The organism is Glutamicibacter soli (assembly GCF_003309065.1).
Lineage (GTDB): Bacteria > Actinomycetota > Actinomycetes > Actinomycetales > Micrococcaceae > Glutamicibacter > Glutamicibacter soli.
The window spans coordinates 356,025-375,044 of sequence record NZ_POAF01000003.1; the positions used below are offsets into that span (position 1 = coordinate 356,025).

Consider the following 19,020-nt stretch of genomic DNA (forward strand, 5'->3'; position numbering starts at 1 on the left):
AAGCCCGTCGTCACAGACGGCAAAGGGCCTTGGAAGATCCACACAGGTGTGAAATATTCCAAGGCCCCATGAGGCCGCCTGGGCTATGGCCGGTTTACTTCGGGTCGAAGCCCTCGCGGGTTGCGGCCTTCACGGATGGCTCAAGCATCTTGTAGCTGGCGCCGGCGATGATGGCGCCGATGAGCGGCGCCACGATGAACAGCCAGACCTGGCCCAGCGCCTCGCCGCCGGCGAACCAGGCGACGCCCAGCGAGCGGGCCGGATTGACCGAGGTGTTGGTGATCGGGATGGCGACCAGGTGGATCAGGGTCAGCGACAGGCCGATGGCCAGCGGGGCGAAGCCCTTCGGAGCACGGCGATCGGTGGATCCCAGGATCACGTACAGGAAGATGGCGGTCAGCACGATCTCGGCCACCAGCGCGGCCAGCATGGAGTATCCGTCCGGTGAACGGTCGCCGTAGCCGTTGCTGGCGAAACCTGATTCGACGGCGTCGAAGCCGTCCTTGCCGCTGGCGATCCAGTACAGCACCGCGCCGGCGGCCGAAGCCGCGACGATCTGGGTGATGATGTAGGTCGGGACGTCCTTCCATGCGGTGCGGCCCGCGACGGCGGTACCCATGGTGACGGCCGGGTTGAAGTGGCCGCCCGAGATGTGGCCCACGGCGTACGCCATGACCAGCACGGTCAAGCCGAAGGCCAGGGCAACACCCAAGAAGCCGATGCCCATATTGACCGTTTCATCGGAAATCACCTTGGCTGCGAAAATCGCCGAGCCGCAGCCGCCGAAGACGAGAACGAAGGTCCCCAGGAATTCGGCAGCAATCTTGGCGCCGGTTGTAGGCGCGGACGTATCTGACATGTCTTGTTCCATTCCTCAAAAGATGAAGCGAGTTCCACGACAGCGTGAGCCGTGCCCTAAGGCTACTGGGAGATCTCTCTATTGAAAAGAGATCCGACATTCATTCTCAAGAATGATTTGTTGCCGGTCATGACATGGGAATTATTTGCCAACGTATTCGAAGTGCCATGCTTCGGCGTACGGATTTCGGCTTCCGTTGGACCGGAATTCTTCCAGATTTTTCCGGTGGATCCAGTTGTACTTCTTCGAATTGGCCTTCAGCCACTTGTAGTACTTGCCCTTGAACGAGTAGTTGTAGGTCTCCGGGACATCGATGGCCAATCCCCAGCCGTGGTTCGAGGTCCCCGGCTTGGCCGCGATGTAGGAGCCGAGCTCCTGGTAGAGGAATTTCTGCGTGTCCAGGGTGCGGTAGGCCAGATCGATGTCCAGGTTCTTCCCGAACTTCTTCTTGAAGGCCGAATTCAGCCGGCCCAGATCCGCGGCGGCCGGGGCGGCGATGAGGGTTTTTTCCTTGTCCCAGCTCAGGGCCACCAGCATCGACTCGGGCAGCTTCCCGTTGGCCTGCTTTTGCACCTTGCTTCGGGTCGTCTTGCTCGTGTTGCTGGTTTTGGCGCTGGTGCTGCGTTTCAGCGCCGAAGCCTGCATCCAGCCGTCCGCTCCCTGGGTGCGCACGTAGTACCAGCCGGAGACCGGGCCGGCCTTCTTTTCCCATGCGGCGTCCCGGTAGACGATCGAATTCTTCGGGATGTCGCCGATGCGCTTCTTGCCGTTGACCGAAGCATGCAGGTCTGCGCCGGAAGACTTGGTGAAGTAGCGGTCCGACAGGCCAGCGCGGTTGGTGGTGTACGGGCCTGCGTCAATGGCGCAGCCCTTGGAGCAGGTGGTGACGTAGGCGCCGGAGACCCATCCGGTTTTGCCCTGGGTGGAAATCTTGTACCAGCCGTTGGCGGTCTTGGAGCTTGCGTAGGCCGGTTGCCCCTTGCTGAGCTTGCCGACGACCGCATGCCCGGTTCCCGCGCCCTTGCGGATGTTCATCGTGGATTTCGGGGTGACCCACAGCTTCACGCGCTTCGCACTGCTCGTCGTTCCGCCGGTGGCGGCGGTTTTGGTGACCTTGACGTATTTATTCGAGATCCACCCGGTCTTCTTGTCGTACGTGACCTGGTACCAGCCGTTGGAGGCTTGGGACTTGACCGCTACTGTCTTGTTCTTCGGGATGGTCAGGATCACGCGGGAGGCGGTGCTGGAACCGGAGCGCATGTTCAGGTTGCTGGTGGTCTTGATCTGGGTCACCCGCTTGGCGGCGGCCGCCTGCAGTGTTCCGGGTGCCGCGGCAGGCGCGGCAGCCGGGAGCGGCTGCGCCGCGCTGGCCGGCACCAAACCGCCCAGGGCCAGCGAACCGGCCAGCAGCACGCCGGCGGTTGACACAGCGAATCGTCGAGATGATCTGAAATCTGTTTTCACGGCAGTGGAATCTTCCAAGAGGCGCGGGCTTGACTGGTGTCCTGCGCAAAGCCGTTCCCGGTGCGAGCGAGATTGCCGATTCGACGCCTGACATAGTTAATCATGCTACGTCCAGGCCGAATCCGGGGCATCGTCAGCGGGGTTTGCGATCGAAGAGCAGCGCTCCGAGGATTCCTGCCAGCACGCCCAGCAGGTTCCCCGCGGCGCGTTCCCACAGCACGTCCGCGTTGACGCTCGGGTCGGCGAGCTCCAGCATCAGCATTATCAGCGGGGTGAAGAAGCTCAGCGCCAGCCCGTAGTTGCGCGTCATGTAGCCCTCGGCGGGGAACATCAGCGCGATGATCACCACGCCCAGGGCCAGCTCCGGCAGCTGCAGATAGTAGATGCCCAGCAGGACAACCAGCCCCGCCACGGTGCCTGCCACGCGGTGCACACCCCTGCGCAGCCTTCCGCGGGCGTTGCCGGCCGCCAGCGGCACCACCGCTCCGGCCATGACCCATTGCAGGTGCTCCAGTTGCAGGCCGATGGCCAAGGTGCCGGCCAGCAGCACCACGCTGGCGTAGCAGGCCGAGCGGCGCAGCGCGTCGGGCCAGCCGATCGGCTCGTGTCCGGGAAATCCCCGGGCCGCGGCACCGAAGCGGGCGGTCTGCCCCAGAACGATGCAGAACAGCGCGGTGAGCACAAATGCAGCCAGCCCCGCCGTGGACGGCGATTGCCCCACCGGGAGGCTGGCCAGCGCCCCGAAGGCGAAGACCGGGAAAAACGAGCCGCCGGGCTTCAGGCCGTAGCGGTCGGTGGTCAGCGAGCTGGCGCAGGCCCAGAAGATGCCCCCGGCGACCAATGCCCAGCCGTCCGGCCCCCACGGCGCGATGACGATGCCTGAAATTCCGGCGCATAGCATCATGGTTCCAGCCAGGACCTGGTCCTTGAGGCGCTGCAGCCGGTGCGGGCTGCGTCCGTACATCCCGACCACCGAACCGAAGACCGCGTAGACCATGAGGTCCACGTGCCCCAGGAGCATCAGTGCCGCACCGGGGATCGCCAGCCCGAAGCCCACGCGCAGGGCGGGGCGGATCTCGGGGCTGTGGGAGAGCACCAGGCGCTGCCACGCCGCGGCGGCCAGCGCCGGGGTTGGGATTCGGGATGTCGGGGCGCTGGCCTGCTCGGTTGGCGCATTCTGGAAGTTGGCCATGATCGCTCCTCTGGTTCGCGCAGCTTCCTGCGGAAAGGAACGGTTCTGCCTTTTCAGAGTTGCATCGAGAGTTTGATCATGTCCAAGTATTATTTTTGATGGTTCAATCGGAAAAACATATCAAGCCAAGTCAAAATCGTTTGTGACGGACGGATATACGTCGCCCGTCGCAGAGAGTAATGCGCGTAATAAGAGCGGCAGCGGCTGGTGCTCGGGGATGACCAAGCTGATCTGGCTGGTGATCCGCGGACTGACAAGGGGCGTTTGGACCACGCCGGGCAACTCGCCCAGGGGCGCGAGCCACTGCTTCGGGACCACGCTCGCCCAGCGGCCGGTGGCCACCTGCGCCAGCAGCGTGATCATCGAGTCGCACTCGATGCGCGGCTCGGCGCTGCGCCCATGGGAGGCCAGCACCTCGTCCAGCAGCTGGCGGCCGCGCATGGAGGAATCCAGCAGGCACAGCGGCAGCGAGAGCACCTCGTCCACGGCGGTCGGCTCCCCCGCACTGGCGAACATGCCCTCCTTGGTGAGCAGCACGTGCTCCTCGCGGTACAGCGGCAGCGCGAGCAGTCCGCCGAGTTCCGCCGGGTCCGCATAGACCAGCCCCGCATCGAGTTCGAAGCTGCGGATCTGGGCAATGATCTCGGTGGAGCGCAGGCTGCCTTGGACATGGACCCGGGCCTTCGGGTTGGCGCGGGCGAAGGCGTCACAGAGCTGGGCCACCGTGGAGGACGCGGCGGGCACCACACCCAGGCGCAGCGTGCCGGTCAGTCCGGACTGCAGCGCCGCCACCTCCTGGGTCAGCGCATCGCGGTCCGCCAGCAGGCGTTGGGCCCAGCGCAGCACCGTCTCGCCTTCCGGGGTCAGCCCCTGGAACGCGTGGCCGCGTCGCACCAGCGGCACCCCGAGACCGGTTTCAAGTTTCCTGATGGATTCGGAGAGCGCCGGCTGGGAAATATTGCATTCCTCGGCGGCCCGCGCGAAATGCTGTTCCCTGGCCAGCGCCACGAAGTATTCCAACTGCCTTAACATCACCTGTCCATTGCACCACGCGCCGCGGGTCACCACGTCGGGGCATGCGAAAACCGGCGCACCGCGGGATCACAATCCTGCGGTGCGCCGGTTCCGGCGAGCGAGCGCACGGCCCCGGGGCGGGCAGCTACTTGGAGATCTTGCCCGACATTCCCGCCAGGGCCCGGATGACCACCGGCTTGCAGGCGAACCAAGCTCCGGCGGTGACCGCGACGGCCACCACGAACATGATGACGCCCAGCCAGCCGTCGTCGCTGCGGGCGGCGAACATGTGGTTCAGGTTCGCCCGCGCTCCGGTGAGCAGCACCAGCAGCACGTGCATCACCAGGAAGCCGACAAAGAACAGCATGGCCGGGAAGTGCACCTTGCGGGCCGCTTCCATGGGCAATGCCTTGTCCAGCTTGGCAGGCCAAGCCGGGGACATGCGCAGCCCGGTGATGGCGGAGACCGGGGCGGCCAGGAACACGATCGCGAAGTAGGCCAAAACCTGCAGCGCGTTGTAGTTCAGCCAGCCGTTCTCGGCAGGCCAGTCCAGCGACAGGTACTGCAGGCCGGCGCTGAGCGCGTTCGGGAAGATGTCCCAGCTGGTCGGCACGATGCGCATCCACGCGCCGGTGGCGAACAACAGCACGATGAACACCACGCCATTGACGATCCACAGCACGTCCAGGCTCAGGTGCAGCCAGATTTCCAGACTGATCTTCTTGGGCTTGGTTTTGGTTTTGAACAGCCCGGTGTTGTTCCGGGTCCAGTAGGCCTTCGGCCGGGCGGTGGTGCGGATCAGCCAGCCGGAGCGGATGATCAGCACCATGAAGAAGGCGTTCAGGAAGTGCTGCCAGCCCAGCCAGGCCGGGATGCCGGTGGGCGCGTTCTGCGGCAGCGCGGAGTGCCCCGGATAGGCGGCCAGGAACTGCTCCCCCGCCGCGGTTCCGCGCCACCAGCGGGCAGCCAGCACCAGCAGGGCCAGGACAAGCACCACGCCGACGGCGATCCAGATCTTCTTCAGGGCCGGGTTTCCCGCCGCCTTGTCGGCGGTGCGGGCACCCTCCTTGGTTGTCAGCGACATGGAAATGACCCCCTGATCTAGCCGGCGGTGACTGGCTGCTTGGCCTCCAGCAGCTGCGTGAGCTGCGGGAGGATCTCGAACAGGTCGCCCACGATGCCGAAGTCGGCGATGTCGAAGATCGGCGCGTCCTCGTCCTTGTTGATAGCCACGATGCGCTTGGCGGTCTGCATGCCGGCCAGGTGCTGGATGGCGCCGGAGATGCCCACTGCAACATAGAGGTCGGGTGAGACGCTGACGCCGGTCTGGCCGACCTGGTGGCTCTGCGGGATGTAGCCGGAGTCCACGGCGGCGCGCGAAGCGCCAAGGCCTGCGCCCAGCGAGTCGGCGAGCGCCTCGACCAGCGAGAAGTTCTCCTTCGAGGCCAGGCCGCGGCCGCCGGAGACCACGATCTTGGCGGCGCGCAGCTCCGGGCGGGAGGACGCGGCGGCCAGCGGGGTCACGGATTCGATTTCAGCCGAGGCGGCGGTGGCCACCTCGATGGCGGTGGTGGCCAGCTGCGGGGTTGCTGCAGGCAGCGGCTCGGCACCGCTGGAGGCCACGGTGACCAGCGGGATGCCGGCGCCCGCGGTGGATTCGGTGACGTAGGTGCCGCCGAAGACCGAGTGCGAGGCGGCGATGCGGCCGTCGCGCTGCTCAAGCTCAACGGCTTCGAGCACCACCGGGTTGCCGGTGCGCGCCGACAGGCGGCCGATGGCCTCGCGGGCCACGGCGCTGTTGGAAGCGAGCACGGCGGCCGGTGCGTAGGCCTCGATGGCAGCCTGCAGGGCGGCGACGGCGCTGGCTGCCGGGTGGGCGGCGGCCTGGGCGGTTTCGCCGATGAATACCTGCTCGGCGCCCTGCCCGCCGATGGCGGCGGCGGTGGCGGCGGAGTCGGCTGCGGCGGCGACGGCCACCGGGGTGCCCAGCTTGGAGGCCAGGGCCAGCAGGTGCGCGCCGCTGGCGGTCGGGGTGCCGTCTTCGGCCAGTTCGATGTGTACCAGGATGTTAGTCATGTCATTCGTTCCTTAGATCAGCTTCTCGGCGGCCAGGTACGCGGCAAGTTCCTGCGCGGCCTGTCCCTCGTCGATGATTTTGACGCCGGCGGTGCGGGCGGGGCGGGCGGCGGAGGCCAGCACCAGGTTGCCCGCGGCGTGATCCGGCGCGCCCAGGCCCAGCTCTGCGGCGCTCTGCACGGCGACAGGCTTGCGCTTGGCGGCCAGGATGCCCTTGAACTTCGGGAAGCGGGCCTCGCCCATGGCCTCGGCCACGGAGATGACTGCCGGGATGGAAGCGCGCAGCGCGGTGGTGCCCGAGGCGTCCGAGCGGGTGCCGCGCACGGTGCCGCCGGAGATCTCCAGGGTGCCCAGCGGGCCGAGGAACGGAAGGTTCAGCAGTTCGGCGACCATGGCGGGGACCACGCCGCCGCGGCCGTCGGTGGACTCGTTGCCTGCGACGATCAGGTCGGCCTGCAGGCCCGAGAGCGCCTGGGCCAGCGCCCGGGCGGTGGCCAGCGCGTCGGATCCGGCCAGTGCGTCGTCCTGGACGTGCACCGCCTTGTCGGCTCCCATGCTCAGTGCCTTGCGCAGCGCTTCATTGGCGGCGGCCGGACCCATGGTCACCACGGTGATCTCCACCGACTTGTCAGCGTCCTTCTGCTTCAGCGCGGCTTCCAGCGCACGTTCGGTGATCTCGTCGATCACGCGGTCGCTGGCGTCGCGGTCTGCGCGTCCGTCGGAGGTGAGGTGGCGGCCTTCTTCGGTGTCCGGCACCTGCTTGATCAGCACTGCAATCTTCATGGTTTGCTCTTTTCTTGGTTCGGTTCCGCACCGCCCGGCTCCTCCGCCGGGTTGGGTGCGTTCACGGTGTGGCCGCGGGCGCTGCCCGTGCGCCGCCGCGCTTTCGCGTGGCGCGGGTCACGTTTCTGAAATACTATAACTAGATTCTAGTTTTTGTCTAGGGCAGGGAGTGGACGAAGTTCCGCTTCGCCCGCACCCCGCCCTGCCCGGCCGCTCAGTCCTGCGGCGCCGGGCGGTTGCGCGGCGGCAGCCACAGCCCGCGGGCCTGGGCCACGACCTTGCCGCCGGCCTCGATCTGGCCCCTGACCCAGATCTTGCGGCCGTCGATTTCCTCGACCCACGCGGTCAACTCCAGCTCTTCGAACAGCGGGACCGCGTGGTCGTAGTCCACGGTCAGCGACCGGGTGAAGATCCACTGGTCCACGGTTCCAGCGGCGAAGCCCATCACGTGGTCCAGCAGCGTGGCCACCCAGCCTCCGTGCACCCGGCCCGGAGGACCCTGGTAGGGCAGGCCCAGCCGGGTGGAGGTGCGCACGCCGTTCTCCCCGTCCATGCGCAACGACACCGGCGGGGCCATCGGGTTCAGCGCCCCGGAGACCGGCGAGCGGTCCATGTAATCGCCCTTGCGGTCCTTGAAGAGGTCGGGAACCATCGCGCTCTCCGGAGCGATTTCCACGCGCAGCAGCTCAAGCACCTCGTCCAGGCGCTCGACCAGTTCAGGGGCGGCCGGGGTGCGCACATCCAACCGGACCATGGCATCCAGCAGCTCGCGCACCTGACCGGCGGCTTCCAGCAGCTTCTCCCCGCCGGCCGCGCGGACCTTCTCCCCGCCGTCCGGCAGGGCCACCTGCCTAGTCATTGCCCAGGATCAATGCGCTCGTCGGTACGCCGGTGCCGGCGGTGACCAGCACGTTGCGGGCGTTTTCCACCTGGTTCACCGCGGTGCCGCGCAGCTGGCGCACACCCTCGGCGATGCCGTTCATGCCGTGGATATAGGCCTCGCCCAGCTGGCCGCCGTTGGTGTTGATCGGCAGGCGGCCACCCAGCTCGATGGCGCCGTTCTTGATGAAGTCCTTGGCCTCGCCGCGGCCGCAGAAGCCGAATTCCTCCAGCTGGGCCAGCACGAACGGGGTGAAGTGGTCGTAGAGCACCGCGGTGTCGATGTCCTCCGGGCGCAGCCCGGTGTCGTTCCACAGCTGGCGTGCCACGTTGCCCATCTCCGGCAGCGGGCGGTCGCCGTCCTTGCGGTAGTAGCTGACCATGGTGTGCTGGTCGTAGGCAGCGCCCTGGGCGGCGGCGCGGATGGTCACTGCCTTGCCCGGCAGGTCCTTGGCGCGTTCCGGGGTGGTGATGACAAACGCCTGGCCGCCGTCGGATTCCTGGCAGCAGTCCAGCAGGTGCAGCGGATCGGCGATCCAGCGCGAGTTCTGGTGGTCTTCCAGGGTGATCGGCTTCTCGTAGAACCAGGCCTTCGGGTTGGTGGCCGCGTGCTTGCGGTCGGCCACCGCCACGCGGCCGAAGTCCTCCGAGGTGGCGCCAGTCAGGTGCATGTAGCGCTGGGCGAACATGCCCACCCAGGAGGCCGGGGTCATCAGGCCGAAGGGCAGGGTCCAGGCGTAGGCGGCGGCGCGGGCGTCCGGGGCCATGCCCGCGGTGCTCATCGCCTGCCCGAAGCGGGCGCCGGAGCGCTCGTTGAAGGCGCGGTAGCAGACCACGGTCTTGGCCACGCCGGTGGCCACGGCCATCGCCGCGTGCAGGATGGTGCCGGCGGCGGCGCCTCCCCCGTAGTCCACGTGGCTGAAGAAGTTCAGCTCCTTGCAGCCCAGGCCGCGGGCGACCTCGATGGCGGGGTTGGTGTCCATGGAGTAGGTGACCATGCCGTCCACGTCCTGCGGGTTCACCCCGGCGTCGCGGCAGGCGGCCAGGGCGGCCTCCTGGGCCAGCTGCAGCTCGGAGCGGCCGGAATTCTTGGAGAACTCGGTGGCGCCGATGCCTACGATGACTGCCTTATTCAGCAGGTTGCTCATGCCGATTCCCCTTTCGATGGGATCACGATGTCTACGGTGCCCGTCACGTGCGGGCCCAGGGAGTTGGTGCCGACCACCTTCACCACGACGTTTTCCCCGTCCACGGAGTCCACGGTGCCGGTGAAGACCATCTCGTCGCCCGGGAAGTTGGTGGCACCCAGGCGGATGTTGATGCGGCCCACGCGGGCGGCCGGGCCGGCCCATTCGCCCACGTAGCGGTTGACCAGCGCATTGGTGGTCAGGATGTTCATGAAGACGTTCGGGGTGCCGGCGGCCTGGGCGACGTCCTTGTCGTGGTGCACCTTCTGGAAGTCGCGGGTGGCGATGGCCCCGGTGACGATCAGCGTGGCGGTGATCGGGATGCGCAGCTCGGGCAGCGCCTCCCCGGCCTGCACCTGCTCGGCGGTCAGCTGCCCGGCGCGGGCGGCGGTGTCGACGGTGCTCATGCGGCGCCCCCTGCCGGACGGGCTACCGGGAGGACCAGCTCGGCGTCCATGCGCTCTGCGGCGATGTGCAGCGGCATGCCGATCCGCACGTCTTCGCGGGCCACGCCCTCCAGGTTCATGACCACGCGGACGCCCTCTTCAAGCTCCACCACTGCCACGATGTAGCCCGGCTCGAATGGCGGGACGATCGGGTGGTACATGACCACGTAGCTGTGCAGGATGCCGCGGCCCGACATGGTCTTCGGCGACCAGTGCAGCGAGTTGCACTCGGGGCACATCGGCACCGGCGGGTGGCGCAGCTCGTTGCAGTCGTCGCAGTGCTGGATGCTCAGTTCGCCGCGCTCGTTCAGGGACTCGAAGAAGAAGGCGTTGTCCAGGTTGATGGCCGGGCGGGGACGCAGGGCCTGGCTCTTGGCCGTGGCCGGGGTCTCGGTCAGCGTTTCGCTCATTACGAGTTCCTCTTTTCAGGGTTGTACCACAGGGTGCGGAAGCGCATGGTGCCCACGCGGTCGCCCTGCTGGTCGGTGTAGGTGGTCAAGGTGGTGATGAAGTAGCCTTCGCCCAGGCCCGTCTGCTTGGGGCCGACGAAGGATTCGACCTTCTCGCTGGCGGTCAGCAGGTCGCCGGGGACCAGGTAGCGGTCGTATTCCTGGTCGCAGTTCACTGCCACGACCTTCGGGTAGCCGCACTCGGCCAGGTGGGCGTAGGCGCGGTCCACGTCGGATTCGATCTCCGGGTCCGAGGGGTTGATCATGTTCCAGACCTGCAGCGCCGAGGGCGGGGCCACGACGTCCGGGTGGCCGGCGGCGCGGGCGGCCTCCGGATCCAGGTAGATCGGGTTGGTTTCCTCCATCGCGTCGCACAGGTGGTGGATCATGGGCCGGTTGACCTCGTCGCGGGCGACGCTGATCCTCTCGTTGCCGGCGGCGATCATCTCGCCGATCAGGACATTGGGATCCTGGCTCATACTGTCTCCTTAATGGTGGTTTCGGCGGGCTTCAGCGGCAGCAGGTGGGCGCGGCCGTTCTGCTCGAACAGGGCTTCCAGCTGCGCCAGGGCGGATTCGTCCAGCACCTCGAAGGCGATCTCCCGCCCCGGGCGGTGGAAAACGTTCTCGTTGACCAGCCAGGCCTCGCGGCGCAGGCTGGGCTTGTTGATCTTCTGGGTGGCGGTCACCGGCACGTCGGAGACCACCGAGAGGAAGCGCGGGGCCCACTTGGTGCCCAAGTCCGGCTGGGACTCCAGGAACCGCGCGAAGTCGACCGGGTCGAAGGACTGCGGGTCATCGAACTGCAGCGTGGCCATGACCTGGTCGCCGGTGCGGGCGTCGGGCACCGGGTAGACGGCGGCCAGGGTGACCCCCGGGTAGCGGGAGAGCACACGCTCCACCGGGGCGGCGGAGAAGTTCTCGCTGTCCACGCGCAGCCGGTCCGAGGTGCGGCCGGCGAAGTAGAAGTAGCCCGCCTCGTCGCGGTAGGCCAAATCGCCGGTGAGGAACGCGGTGCCGCGCACGCGCTCGGCCACGGCTTCCGGGTTCTTGTAGTAGCCCTCGAACAGGGCCGCGCCGGTGAGGTTCACCAGTTCGCCGATGGCCTCGTCCGCGTTCAGGATGCGCCCGTTCTCGGAGAAGATCGCCCGCGGGCACTGCTCCATGGTGTCCGGGTTGACCACCGCGGCGTCCATGCCCTCGGGGGCTGTGCCCAGCGCGCCCACCGGGCTGTCGTCCGAACGCTTCAGGGTCAGCCCGCCCTCGGAGGCCCCGTAGCTTTCGGTGGGCCAGACGCCGTAGCGGCGGTGGAACTCGGCCAGGTCGAACTCGCTGGCCTCGGTGCCGAAGCAGGAGCGCAGGTAGGTGTCGGCCTCCGCGGCCTTCTCCGGCTGGGCCAGCACGTAGGACAGCGAGCGTCCCACGTAGTTGAAGTAGGTGGCCTTGTAGCGCATCAGATCCGGCAGGAAGCCGGAGGCGGAGAACTTGCGGGCCAGCGCGAAGGTGCCGCCGGTGTACAGCGGGTTGGCCCAGCAGGCGAAGATGCCGTTGCCGTGGAACAGCGGCATGGAGTTGTAGCTGACATCTTGGCGGCCCAGGCCCATGTGCTGGAATTCCGCAGTGCGGAACAGCCGCCCGGTGGTGCAGATGACCGCCTTCGGGTCCCCGGTGGAGCCGGAGGTGAACAGCAGCAGCAGCGTGGTATCCGGGTCCCCGGCCGCCGGCGTCTCCGGGCGCGGCAGGTGGCGCAGCGAATCCAGCTCGCGGGCGTACTCCGCGCTCTCGATGTAGCGGGTCTGCGCGGCCGGCACCCCGGAGTCCACCCCGTTGAAGTAGCCTTCCAGCTCGCGGGTGGTCAGCAGGATCTCCACGTCGGTGTACGCGATGTCGCGGGCCAGCTCCTCGCCGCGGCGGGTGAGGTTGATGCCCACCACGGTGGCGCCGGCGTAGGCCGCGCCGCCGATGGCGAAGATGTATTCGGGGTCGTTTTCAAGCATCACGCCCACGTGGAAGGGCTTGCCTTCGTCGTGCAGCGAGAGCATCAGATGGGCGCGGACCTTGCATTCTGCCACGACTTCCGCCCAGGTCCAGATGCGCCCCTCGAAGAGCAGGCCGGGATGGTGGTCCTCGGCTCGCAGGTCAAGTAGATCTCTGGTAGTTTGAAGTTTCGTTTCGAGAACGGTGTTCATTGTCAATCCTTAAGGGTGAGGTTGGAGACCTGTGGCTTGCCGCTGGCCGCGCCTGCCGGCTTCGTCGCTGGAATGAAAAGGACCACGACGATGGTCAGCAGGCAGGTGGCGATGAGCACACCCACGACGAGCAGGAAGCCGGTCATCGAGACGAACGTGTTCTCGCCTGCTGCAACGGGCGAGAACACGAGCAACAGGCCCACGACCGAGGCGGCAACCGCCTGGAAGGCCGTACGGGTCACTGCATTGACGCCCGTGGCGGTGCTGGTCTGTTCCGGCAGCACGCATTCGACGATCACCGTCGGCATTCCCGAGTAGAGGAAACCCGTTCCGAAGATCACCACCACCATGCCGGAGATGACCACCGCGATGCTGGTCGGGTCGATGCACACGATCAGCAGGCCGATGATGGTCAGCAGCGAGCCGATCATCAGGCCCATGCGGGCCCCGAAGCGGCTGGAGATCCGGCCGATCAGCGGCGAGATCGCAAACGCCGCGGCGGCGGTGATGAAGCCGAGCAGGCCGGTCACGGAGGCGCTCAGCCCCAGGCCCACCGGCAGCTCCATGACGCTGCCGTCCGCCAGCGGGATGCTGTTCGGATTGCGGTACAGGGTCACGGTGAGGATATTCGTGGTGCCGATCGGGCCGATAGCGATCAGCGCTGTGGCCAGCATGCCCAGGGCGAACTTGCGCTGGGCGAACATCCGCACGTCGATCATCGGCTCGCGGGTGCGCAGCTCCCAGCGGACCCACAGCGCCAGCAGCACCAGACCGCCGACCAAGAAGAGCAGCACCTGCGGGTTGGTGAAGCCCAGGGACTTGCTCAGGGTCAGGCCGTACAGCGCGCCGGCGATGCCGATGCCGAACATCAGGCCGCCCGCCCAGTCCACGTGCACCGCGGAGGCCAGCGAGGACTTCGGTTCGCGGGTGATGCCGAAGTGCACCAGCGCCGCGGCCACGCAGGCGAAGATCGCCGCGGTCCAGAAGATCCAGTGCCAGGTGGCGTAGTCGAGGAACAGTCCGCCGCCGAGCATGCCGCCCGCGCCGGCGATCAGCGCGGAGGTGGAGACCACCGCGATGCCGGTGCCGATCTTGTGCTCCGGGAAGGTGGAGCGCACCATGCCGATGGCCAGCGGCAGCACCGCGCCGGACACGCCCTGCAAGGCGCGGCCGGCAACCAGGATGCCGAAGGTCGGGGCGATCGCGCTGATGACCGAGCCCAGTGCCGAGAGCAGCAGCACCCAGACCAGGATCTTGCGGCGGCCGAACTGGTCACCCAGGCGTCCGACGAAGCTGGTGGCCAGCGCCGCGACCAGCGAGTAGGAGGTGACCACCCAGACCAGCTGGGAGAGGTCGGAGGTGAAGAACTCGCCCGGCGTGTACAGCAGCTGCACCGCCATGGAGGTTTCGAAGGCCGCGACGACCTCCGCGATCACCAGGATCGCCAGTACTGCCGCCACGCTCTGTCCGGCGTGGGTGCGGGCCTTGCCCGCTGCTGCTGGCGTGCTCACGCGGTGTCTCCGTCCAGGATTGCTGCTGCGAGTTCTTCGGATACCTGCCCTGCGGTGCCCCAGAGCACGTCGAGTTCGCGCATCCACAGGAAGAAGCGGTGGATGTGGTTGTCCAGGTCGGCGCCCATGCCGCCATGCAGGTGCTGGGTGGTGTGGACCACGCGGAAGCCGGCCTCGCGGGCCAGCCAGGACGCGCCGAAGGCAGCTTCCGCGCCGTCGCCGTCGTTGTCCAGCTGCCAGGCGGCGTCGATGGTGGACAGCCAGGTGGTTTCAGTGTCGATGAACGCGTCCGCCGCGCGCAGGGCCACCCCCTGGTTGGTGGCGATGGCGCGCCCGAACTGCTTGCGCTCGTTGGTGTAGGCGGCGGTGCGGCGCAGCGCCTCGGCTCCCACGCCGGAGATCAGCGCGGCGGCTGCGGTGAGCAGGCGCGGGCGGATCCAGGCGGAGACCGCGCCGGCCGGCTGGTCGGCGCCGATCAGGTCGGCTGCCTCGATCTGCACGCCGGTGAAGGACAGCTCGGCGTGCTGCTGGCGGGACAGGCCGCGGTACTCGTCCACCGCGATGCCTGCGCGGTCAGCCTCGATGAGCGCGGTCAGCTGGCCGGATGCGGTGTGGAACTGCACCATCAGGTGGGTGGCCGAAGGGACCAGGTAGCCCAGCTCGATGGCGCCGTCCAGCACCCAGCCGGTGCCGGCGGCGGTGCCGTTGACGCGGCGGCGCACCTCCGGCTGCAGCGCGGCGATGCGCACCGAGCCTTCGGAAATGCCTTCGAGCAGCTGCTCGTGGCCGCCGAATTCGGCGATGGCCAAGGCGGCGACTGCGGTGGTGATGAACGGGATGCGGCCCAGGGTGCGGCCCTGTTCACGGGCGACAAGCGCCAGCCCGGCCATGCCCAGTCCCGGCTCCTCCTCGTCCATCGGCAGCAGTGCGTCGATCAGTCCTGATTCAACGACCTGGCCCCACAGGGCCTCGTCGAAGGCGGCGCCGGCCTTTTCGCCGGCGGTGTACAGCTCGTCGGTGCTCAGCGAGGAGAAGATCTGCGCGGCCAGGTCGGTCAGGCCCTGCTGCTCCTCGTCCAGCGAGAACTCCATGCTCGGGGCCTCGATGGTGTTGTTAATGCTCGCGGTGCTCAACGTGCGCTCCTTGCCATGCCGAGGGTGGTCCAGGCGACGATTTCGCGCTGGATTTCGGCGACTCCCCCGCCGAAGGTGTTGATCTGGGCGCCCAGGTTCATCAGGGCCAGGCGTCCGGTGTCGAAGTTCCATGGGGCGTCCGAGATGCGGGTGGCGGTGCCGCCCACGATCTCCAGCAGCGACCGGTACACGTCGATCACGGTTTCGGTGGCGAAGACCTTGGCGGCGGAAGCCGAACCCGGATCCAGCGATCCCTGGGCGGTGGTCTCCACGAGCTTCCAGTTCAGCAGGCGCATGGCGCGCAGCCGGGCGGTGGAGGTGGCCAGCAGCGAGCGGACCCAGGGCTCGTCGCCCAGCGGGGTGCCGTCGGCGGTGACCTGGTCCTTGAGCCATTCGCGGACCTCGTCCAGCTGGGCTTCGCAGATGCCGCTGAAGGCGGCCAGGCCCACACGTTCGTGGTTCAGCTGGGTGGTGATCAGCTTCCAGCCTTCGTTTTCCTTGCCCACGACGTTGGTGACCGGAACGCGGATGTTGTCGTAGTAGGTGGCGGTGGTGCTGAAGCCGCCCACGGTGTGGATCGGGGTGGCGGAGAAGCCGGGGTCGGTGGTCGGCACCAGGATCAGCGAGATGCCCTTGTGCTTCGGGGCATCCGGGTCGGTGCGGGCGGCCAGCCAGATCCAGTCGGCGCCGTCGCCGCCGGAGGTGAAGACCTTGGAGCCGTTGATGACGTACTCGTCGCCGTCGCGCACCGCGCGGGTGGTCAGCGAGGCCAGGTCGGTGCCCGCCTCCGGCTCGGTGTAGCCGATGGACACGACTAGCTCGCCGGCCAGGATCTTGGGAAGGAAGTAGTCCTTCTGCTCCTGGCTGCCGTGGCTCATCAGGGTCGGGCCCACGGTGGTCATGGTGATCATCGGGATCGGGGCGTCGGCGCGGTAGGCCTCGTCGTAGAAGACGAACTGCGCGGCTGGGCCGCGGCCTTGGCCTCCGTACTCGACGGGCCATCCGATGCCGAGCCATCCGTCCTGGCCCATCTGTCGCTGCACTGCGGAGTGGACCGGGCCCCCGGCCTCACCTTCTTGCTTCAAGCCCGCGCGCACCTCGTCGGTGAGGAGCGTTGAGAAATAGGAGCGAAGCTCCTCGCGGAGAGACTGGATCTCCGTGGAAGAACGTAAATGCATTACGTTGCCTTTCGTCTTTGACTAGGCGTTTACCGAAAATAACGGTGGAATGTGATTCAGATTACTTACCGGCCGGCAAGTAGTCAACGCCTTGCGCGCTGAACGTTGTTCGGCTACCCGGAGGAATTGTCCAGGGATAAATATTTCTTTTCGCAAAGCCCTCTTCGCGGGGCGCAACGACCCTCGCTGCGAAGAAATGCGTTTCTTTCCACCGAACCAGAGCCCACCGGCACCGAACCGTCTTCCGCGAATCTGTTAGCCAGGCTCCGTCGCAAAGTGGCAATTGATCCTGGCTGAACAAAAATTGGAATCTTATTGCAGTTCAACGGGGGATCCAGCGGATGCAGGCGACCCAAGCGGCGCTGGGCGCCGGACGGCACAAGGACCTGGTGGCGCAGTGGGCCGGTGAAGCCGCCCTCGACCGGCCTAGAATGCCGTCCGCAGCAAGAAATGATGATTTTTCAGCCCCGCTGCATCGCGGAGCTTCGGTAGCGAGCAGCCAATGGCTCCTGTGGAAATCCAGCAGTCCCGGCCACTGGGACGAAAAATCCCCCGGAAATTTTTCCGGGGGAAGATCGGTGGCAGAAAACTGCCGAAATCAAGCAATCGACGGGGGCTCTCCTCGTAATAAACCCGTCGATTCGAGCCTTCGGAAGGTGGTCCGTATTGCTCCTCGGACGAACGCCTGCCGCTGGTTCCCGCTGGTCGATCAAGCGCGGTGCCCTGGACTCATAGTCCGCGCGTCGGCCAGCGGTTCGGCAGTTTCATTCCAGCGGGAACCCGGACGCGCAACGCAGCCCTGGCATGGAGTCAGTGGGCGGAGCTGGTCGCGTCGAGCACCTCGTGGATGAACGCATAGACGATCTCGCGGCGGCGTTCGGGCGTCATCCCCGGAACCACCATGCGGTCATCGGTGAAAACGATCTCCCGGTGCAGCATGTCCATGATCAGGATGGCCTTGACCTGGTCCTCGTCGCTCATGTCCGGGAGCATTGCCAATTCCATGGTGCGGCGGCGGTGGTACTCGATCCTTTCCTTGATCTCATCCGGCAGCCAGGTATTGCTGCTGTTGATGGCCAGCACTTCCACCGCGCGCGAGTGAGAGAGCAGGACTTGCGAATAGGTGTAGAGGAATTCCCAGCGCTGCTGCGCGTCGGGGAAGCGCTCGGGAGCCCGCTCCAGCAGCTCGTCAATGGCGTCCAGCAGGGGCGAGAGGATTCCGGAGAGGATATCGACCTTGCTCTTGAAGTGGTAGTACAGCGCGGCCTTTGTGAAATCCAGTTGCGCGGCGATGGCGCTGAGCGGGGTTCCTGCATAGCCGTGCTCGACAAACAGATCGGTGGCGACATCGAGGATCTTTTCGCGGCTGCCCTGCTTCTCTCCGGACGGCTTCATGGGGCGTTGCTCAGTCTTCACGTTCTTGATTCCTTAGCTGTGGACGCTAAACCCGATCATATCCGGTGCGCGGGGATGACACTGAGTCGCCGTTTGCCTGCAAAATAATTCGCCGCACCCGGCTGGCCTTTTCGGCAGCCCGGTGCGGCGCATGGGTCGATCAATTGCCGGCTACTTCACGGCAGCGTCCTTGAGCTCAACGGAACCTTCCGCGACTACCGCGGCCGTGGCGACTCCGCGGTCCAGCACGATCTTCCCGTCGGCGAGCACCTGGAACAGGGCGCCGTCGCTGGTGTTCCAGATGCGGGTTTCCAGCATTTGCCCCGGGAAGACCGGAGCGGCGAAGCGGGCGTTGATCGAGCCCAGACCTCGTTCGGCCAGCAGCCGCGAGTTGCGCACCAGCGCAAGGGCCGCCATGCCGTAGGTGCACAGGCCATGCAGCACCGGGCGAGGGAAGCCGACCTTGCTGGCCATCACGGGGTCGGAATGCAGGGGGTTGCGGTCGCCGTTCAGGCGGTACAGCAGCGCCTGGTCGACGCTGGTCGCCTGCGTGATGACTGCGTCAGGTTCGGTTGCCGGATCGGTCCAACCGCCAGCTCCTTCCGGTCGCGGCCCATAGCCGGTTTCGTCGCGGATGATCATGGAGATCACTGTCGTGGCGACCAGCTGGTCTTCAGGGTCCACCAGATCGGTGGTCAGCTCGATGATTGCGTTCTTGCCTTGGTCGTAGACGGCGCTAATGTAGCTGCGCGGGGTGAGGGAACCCTGCGGGGCGAGTTGCCGGTGCAGTACGAGCGACTGGCCTCCGTGCAGGATCTGGTGCAGCTTGAAGTCTCCGAGGTGATCCATGGAACCGCCACTGCCGCCGAGGACGACAGGGAAGGTCGGGAAGACCTTTTGGCGGACCCCAAAGGAATTCTCGGTAGTGTATTCGATGCCTTCGGCTGCATCGGGACGCCCGGCGCCGATGCTCAGCGCATAGAGCAGGGCTGCATCGCTGTCCCAAGTGACGGGTTCTCCTACGGTGACCTTGCCGATATTCTCAGTAAAAATTGCCATGATCTTGCCCTTCCATCCCGCAATCTTATGATGCGAGTCACTTATCTCCACCAAGACTATAACTAGATTCTAATTTTCGTCTAGGGCTTCCCCGCGCAAAATCTGCTTTGGGTCCTTGCCTCAGGGATTGCCCAGATCAAGAACGGGAAGCTGCCTGCCCATAGCAGAGCCATAGGCCAGCTTTTGGCATTGCTGGCAATGAACACC

At 66.5% G+C, this 19,020-nt stretch carries 18 protein-coding genes; all 18 read right to left on the minus strand.

Features of this window, described 5'->3' with window-relative positions:
• Positions 1-94: 94 nt before the first annotated feature.
• Positions 95-859 (minus strand): aquaporin Z, encoded by a 765-nt coding sequence (aqpZ, locus tag C1H84_RS08270; RefSeq protein WP_113607101.1) that lies wholly within the window; start codon positions 857-859, stop codon positions 95-97.
• Positions 860-1,000: 141 nt separating this feature from the next.
• The gene (locus tag C1H84_RS08275) at positions 1,001-2,287 is read right to left on the minus strand and encodes an SH3 domain-containing protein (protein WP_113607102.1); all 1,287 of its coding nucleotides are present in this window, start codon (positions 2,285-2,287) and stop codon (positions 1,001-1,003) included.
• Positions 2,288-2,456: 169 nt separating this feature from the next.
• A complete protein-coding gene (locus tag C1H84_RS08280; protein ID WP_053798917.1) occupies positions 2,457-3,515 on the minus strand; it encodes an FUSC family protein in 1,059 nt (352 codons plus the stop codon).
• A gap of 120 nt (positions 3,516-3,635) precedes the next feature.
• Complete coding sequence (locus C1H84_RS08285; RefSeq protein WP_047120252.1) at positions 3,636-4,547, minus strand: LysR family transcriptional regulator; 912 nt, start codon at positions 4,545-4,547, stop codon at positions 3,636-3,638.
• A 127-nt stretch (positions 4,548-4,674) separates the two neighbouring features.
• Complete coding sequence (locus C1H84_RS08290) at positions 4,675-5,613, minus strand: cytochrome b/b6 domain-containing protein (protein ID WP_053798919.1); 939 nt, start codon at positions 5,611-5,613, stop codon at positions 4,675-4,677.
• Between the two features lie 17 nt (positions 5,614-5,630).
• Complete coding sequence (locus C1H84_RS18235) at positions 5,631-6,605, minus strand: electron transfer flavoprotein subunit alpha/FixB family protein (protein ID WP_181728079.1); 975 nt, start codon at positions 6,603-6,605, stop codon at positions 5,631-5,633.
• Between the two features lie 12 nt (positions 6,606-6,617).
• Positions 6,618-7,388, minus strand: coding sequence for an electron transfer flavoprotein subunit beta/FixA family protein (locus C1H84_RS18240; RefSeq protein WP_047120255.1), 771 nt, complete (start codon positions 7,386-7,388; stop codon positions 6,618-6,620).
• A 214-nt stretch (positions 7,389-7,602) separates the two neighbouring features.
• The gene (locus tag C1H84_RS08300) at positions 7,603-8,247 is read right to left on the minus strand and encodes a PaaI family thioesterase (RefSeq protein ID WP_113607103.1); all 645 of its coding nucleotides are present in this window, start codon (positions 8,245-8,247) and stop codon (positions 7,603-7,605) included.
• Positions 8,240-9,415, minus strand: a complete 1,176-nt coding sequence (locus C1H84_RS08305; protein WP_053798923.1) for a lipid-transfer protein — start codon at positions 9,413-9,415, stop codon at positions 8,240-8,242. Before C1H84_RS08305 ends, C1H84_RS08300 begins: the two co-directional genes overlap by 8 nt.
• Positions 9,412-9,861 carry a MaoC family dehydratase gene (locus C1H84_RS08310; RefSeq protein ID WP_146955968.1) on the minus strand — a complete coding sequence of 150 codons (450 nt, stop codon included), beginning with the start codon at positions 9,859-9,861 and terminating at the stop codon, positions 9,412-9,414. The genes C1H84_RS08305 and C1H84_RS08310 overlap by 4 nt, the downstream gene beginning before the upstream one ends.
• Positions 9,858-10,310 carry a Zn-ribbon domain-containing OB-fold protein gene (locus C1H84_RS08315; RefSeq protein ID WP_053798924.1) on the minus strand — a complete coding sequence of 151 codons (453 nt, stop codon included), beginning with the start codon at positions 10,308-10,310 and terminating at the stop codon, positions 9,858-9,860. The genes C1H84_RS08310 and C1H84_RS08315 overlap by 4 nt, the downstream gene beginning before the upstream one ends.
• Positions 10,310-10,828: an FAS1-like dehydratase domain-containing protein gene (locus tag C1H84_RS08320; RefSeq protein ID WP_052772517.1), complete on the minus strand. Its 519-nt coding sequence runs from the start codon at positions 10,826-10,828 to the stop codon at positions 10,310-10,312. The genes C1H84_RS08315 and C1H84_RS08320 overlap by 1 nt, the downstream gene beginning before the upstream one ends.
• Positions 10,825-12,537 (minus strand): AMP-binding protein, encoded by a 1,713-nt coding sequence (locus C1H84_RS08325; protein ID WP_113607104.1) that lies wholly within the window; start codon positions 12,535-12,537, stop codon positions 10,825-10,827. Before C1H84_RS08325 ends, C1H84_RS08320 begins: the two co-directional genes overlap by 4 nt.
• A gap of 2 nt (positions 12,538-12,539) precedes the next feature.
• Positions 12,540-14,048: an MFS transporter gene (locus tag C1H84_RS08330; protein ID WP_053798927.1), complete on the minus strand. Its 1,509-nt coding sequence runs from the start codon at positions 14,046-14,048 to the stop codon at positions 12,540-12,542.
• A complete protein-coding gene (locus C1H84_RS08335) occupies positions 14,045-15,181 on the minus strand; it encodes an acyl-CoA dehydrogenase family protein (RefSeq protein WP_113607105.1) in 1,137 nt (378 codons plus the stop codon). The genes C1H84_RS08330 and C1H84_RS08335 overlap by 4 nt, the downstream gene beginning before the upstream one ends.
• Positions 15,178-16,359 carry an acyl-CoA dehydrogenase family protein gene (locus tag C1H84_RS08340; RefSeq protein WP_113607106.1) on the minus strand — a complete coding sequence of 394 codons (1,182 nt, stop codon included), beginning with the start codon at positions 16,357-16,359 and terminating at the stop codon, positions 15,178-15,180. Before C1H84_RS08340 ends, C1H84_RS08335 begins: the two co-directional genes overlap by 4 nt.
• Positions 16,360-17,169: 810 nt before the next feature.
• On the minus strand, positions 17,170-17,775 hold the full coding sequence (locus C1H84_RS08345) for a TetR/AcrR family transcriptional regulator (protein WP_146955970.1): 606 nt from the start codon (positions 17,773-17,775) through the stop codon (positions 17,170-17,172).
• A gap of 150 nt (positions 17,776-17,925) precedes the next feature.
• Positions 17,926-18,813, minus strand: coding sequence for a MaoC family dehydratase (locus tag C1H84_RS08350; RefSeq protein WP_113607107.1), 888 nt, complete (start codon positions 18,811-18,813; stop codon positions 17,926-17,928).
• Between the last annotated feature and the right edge of the window lie 207 nt (positions 18,814-19,020).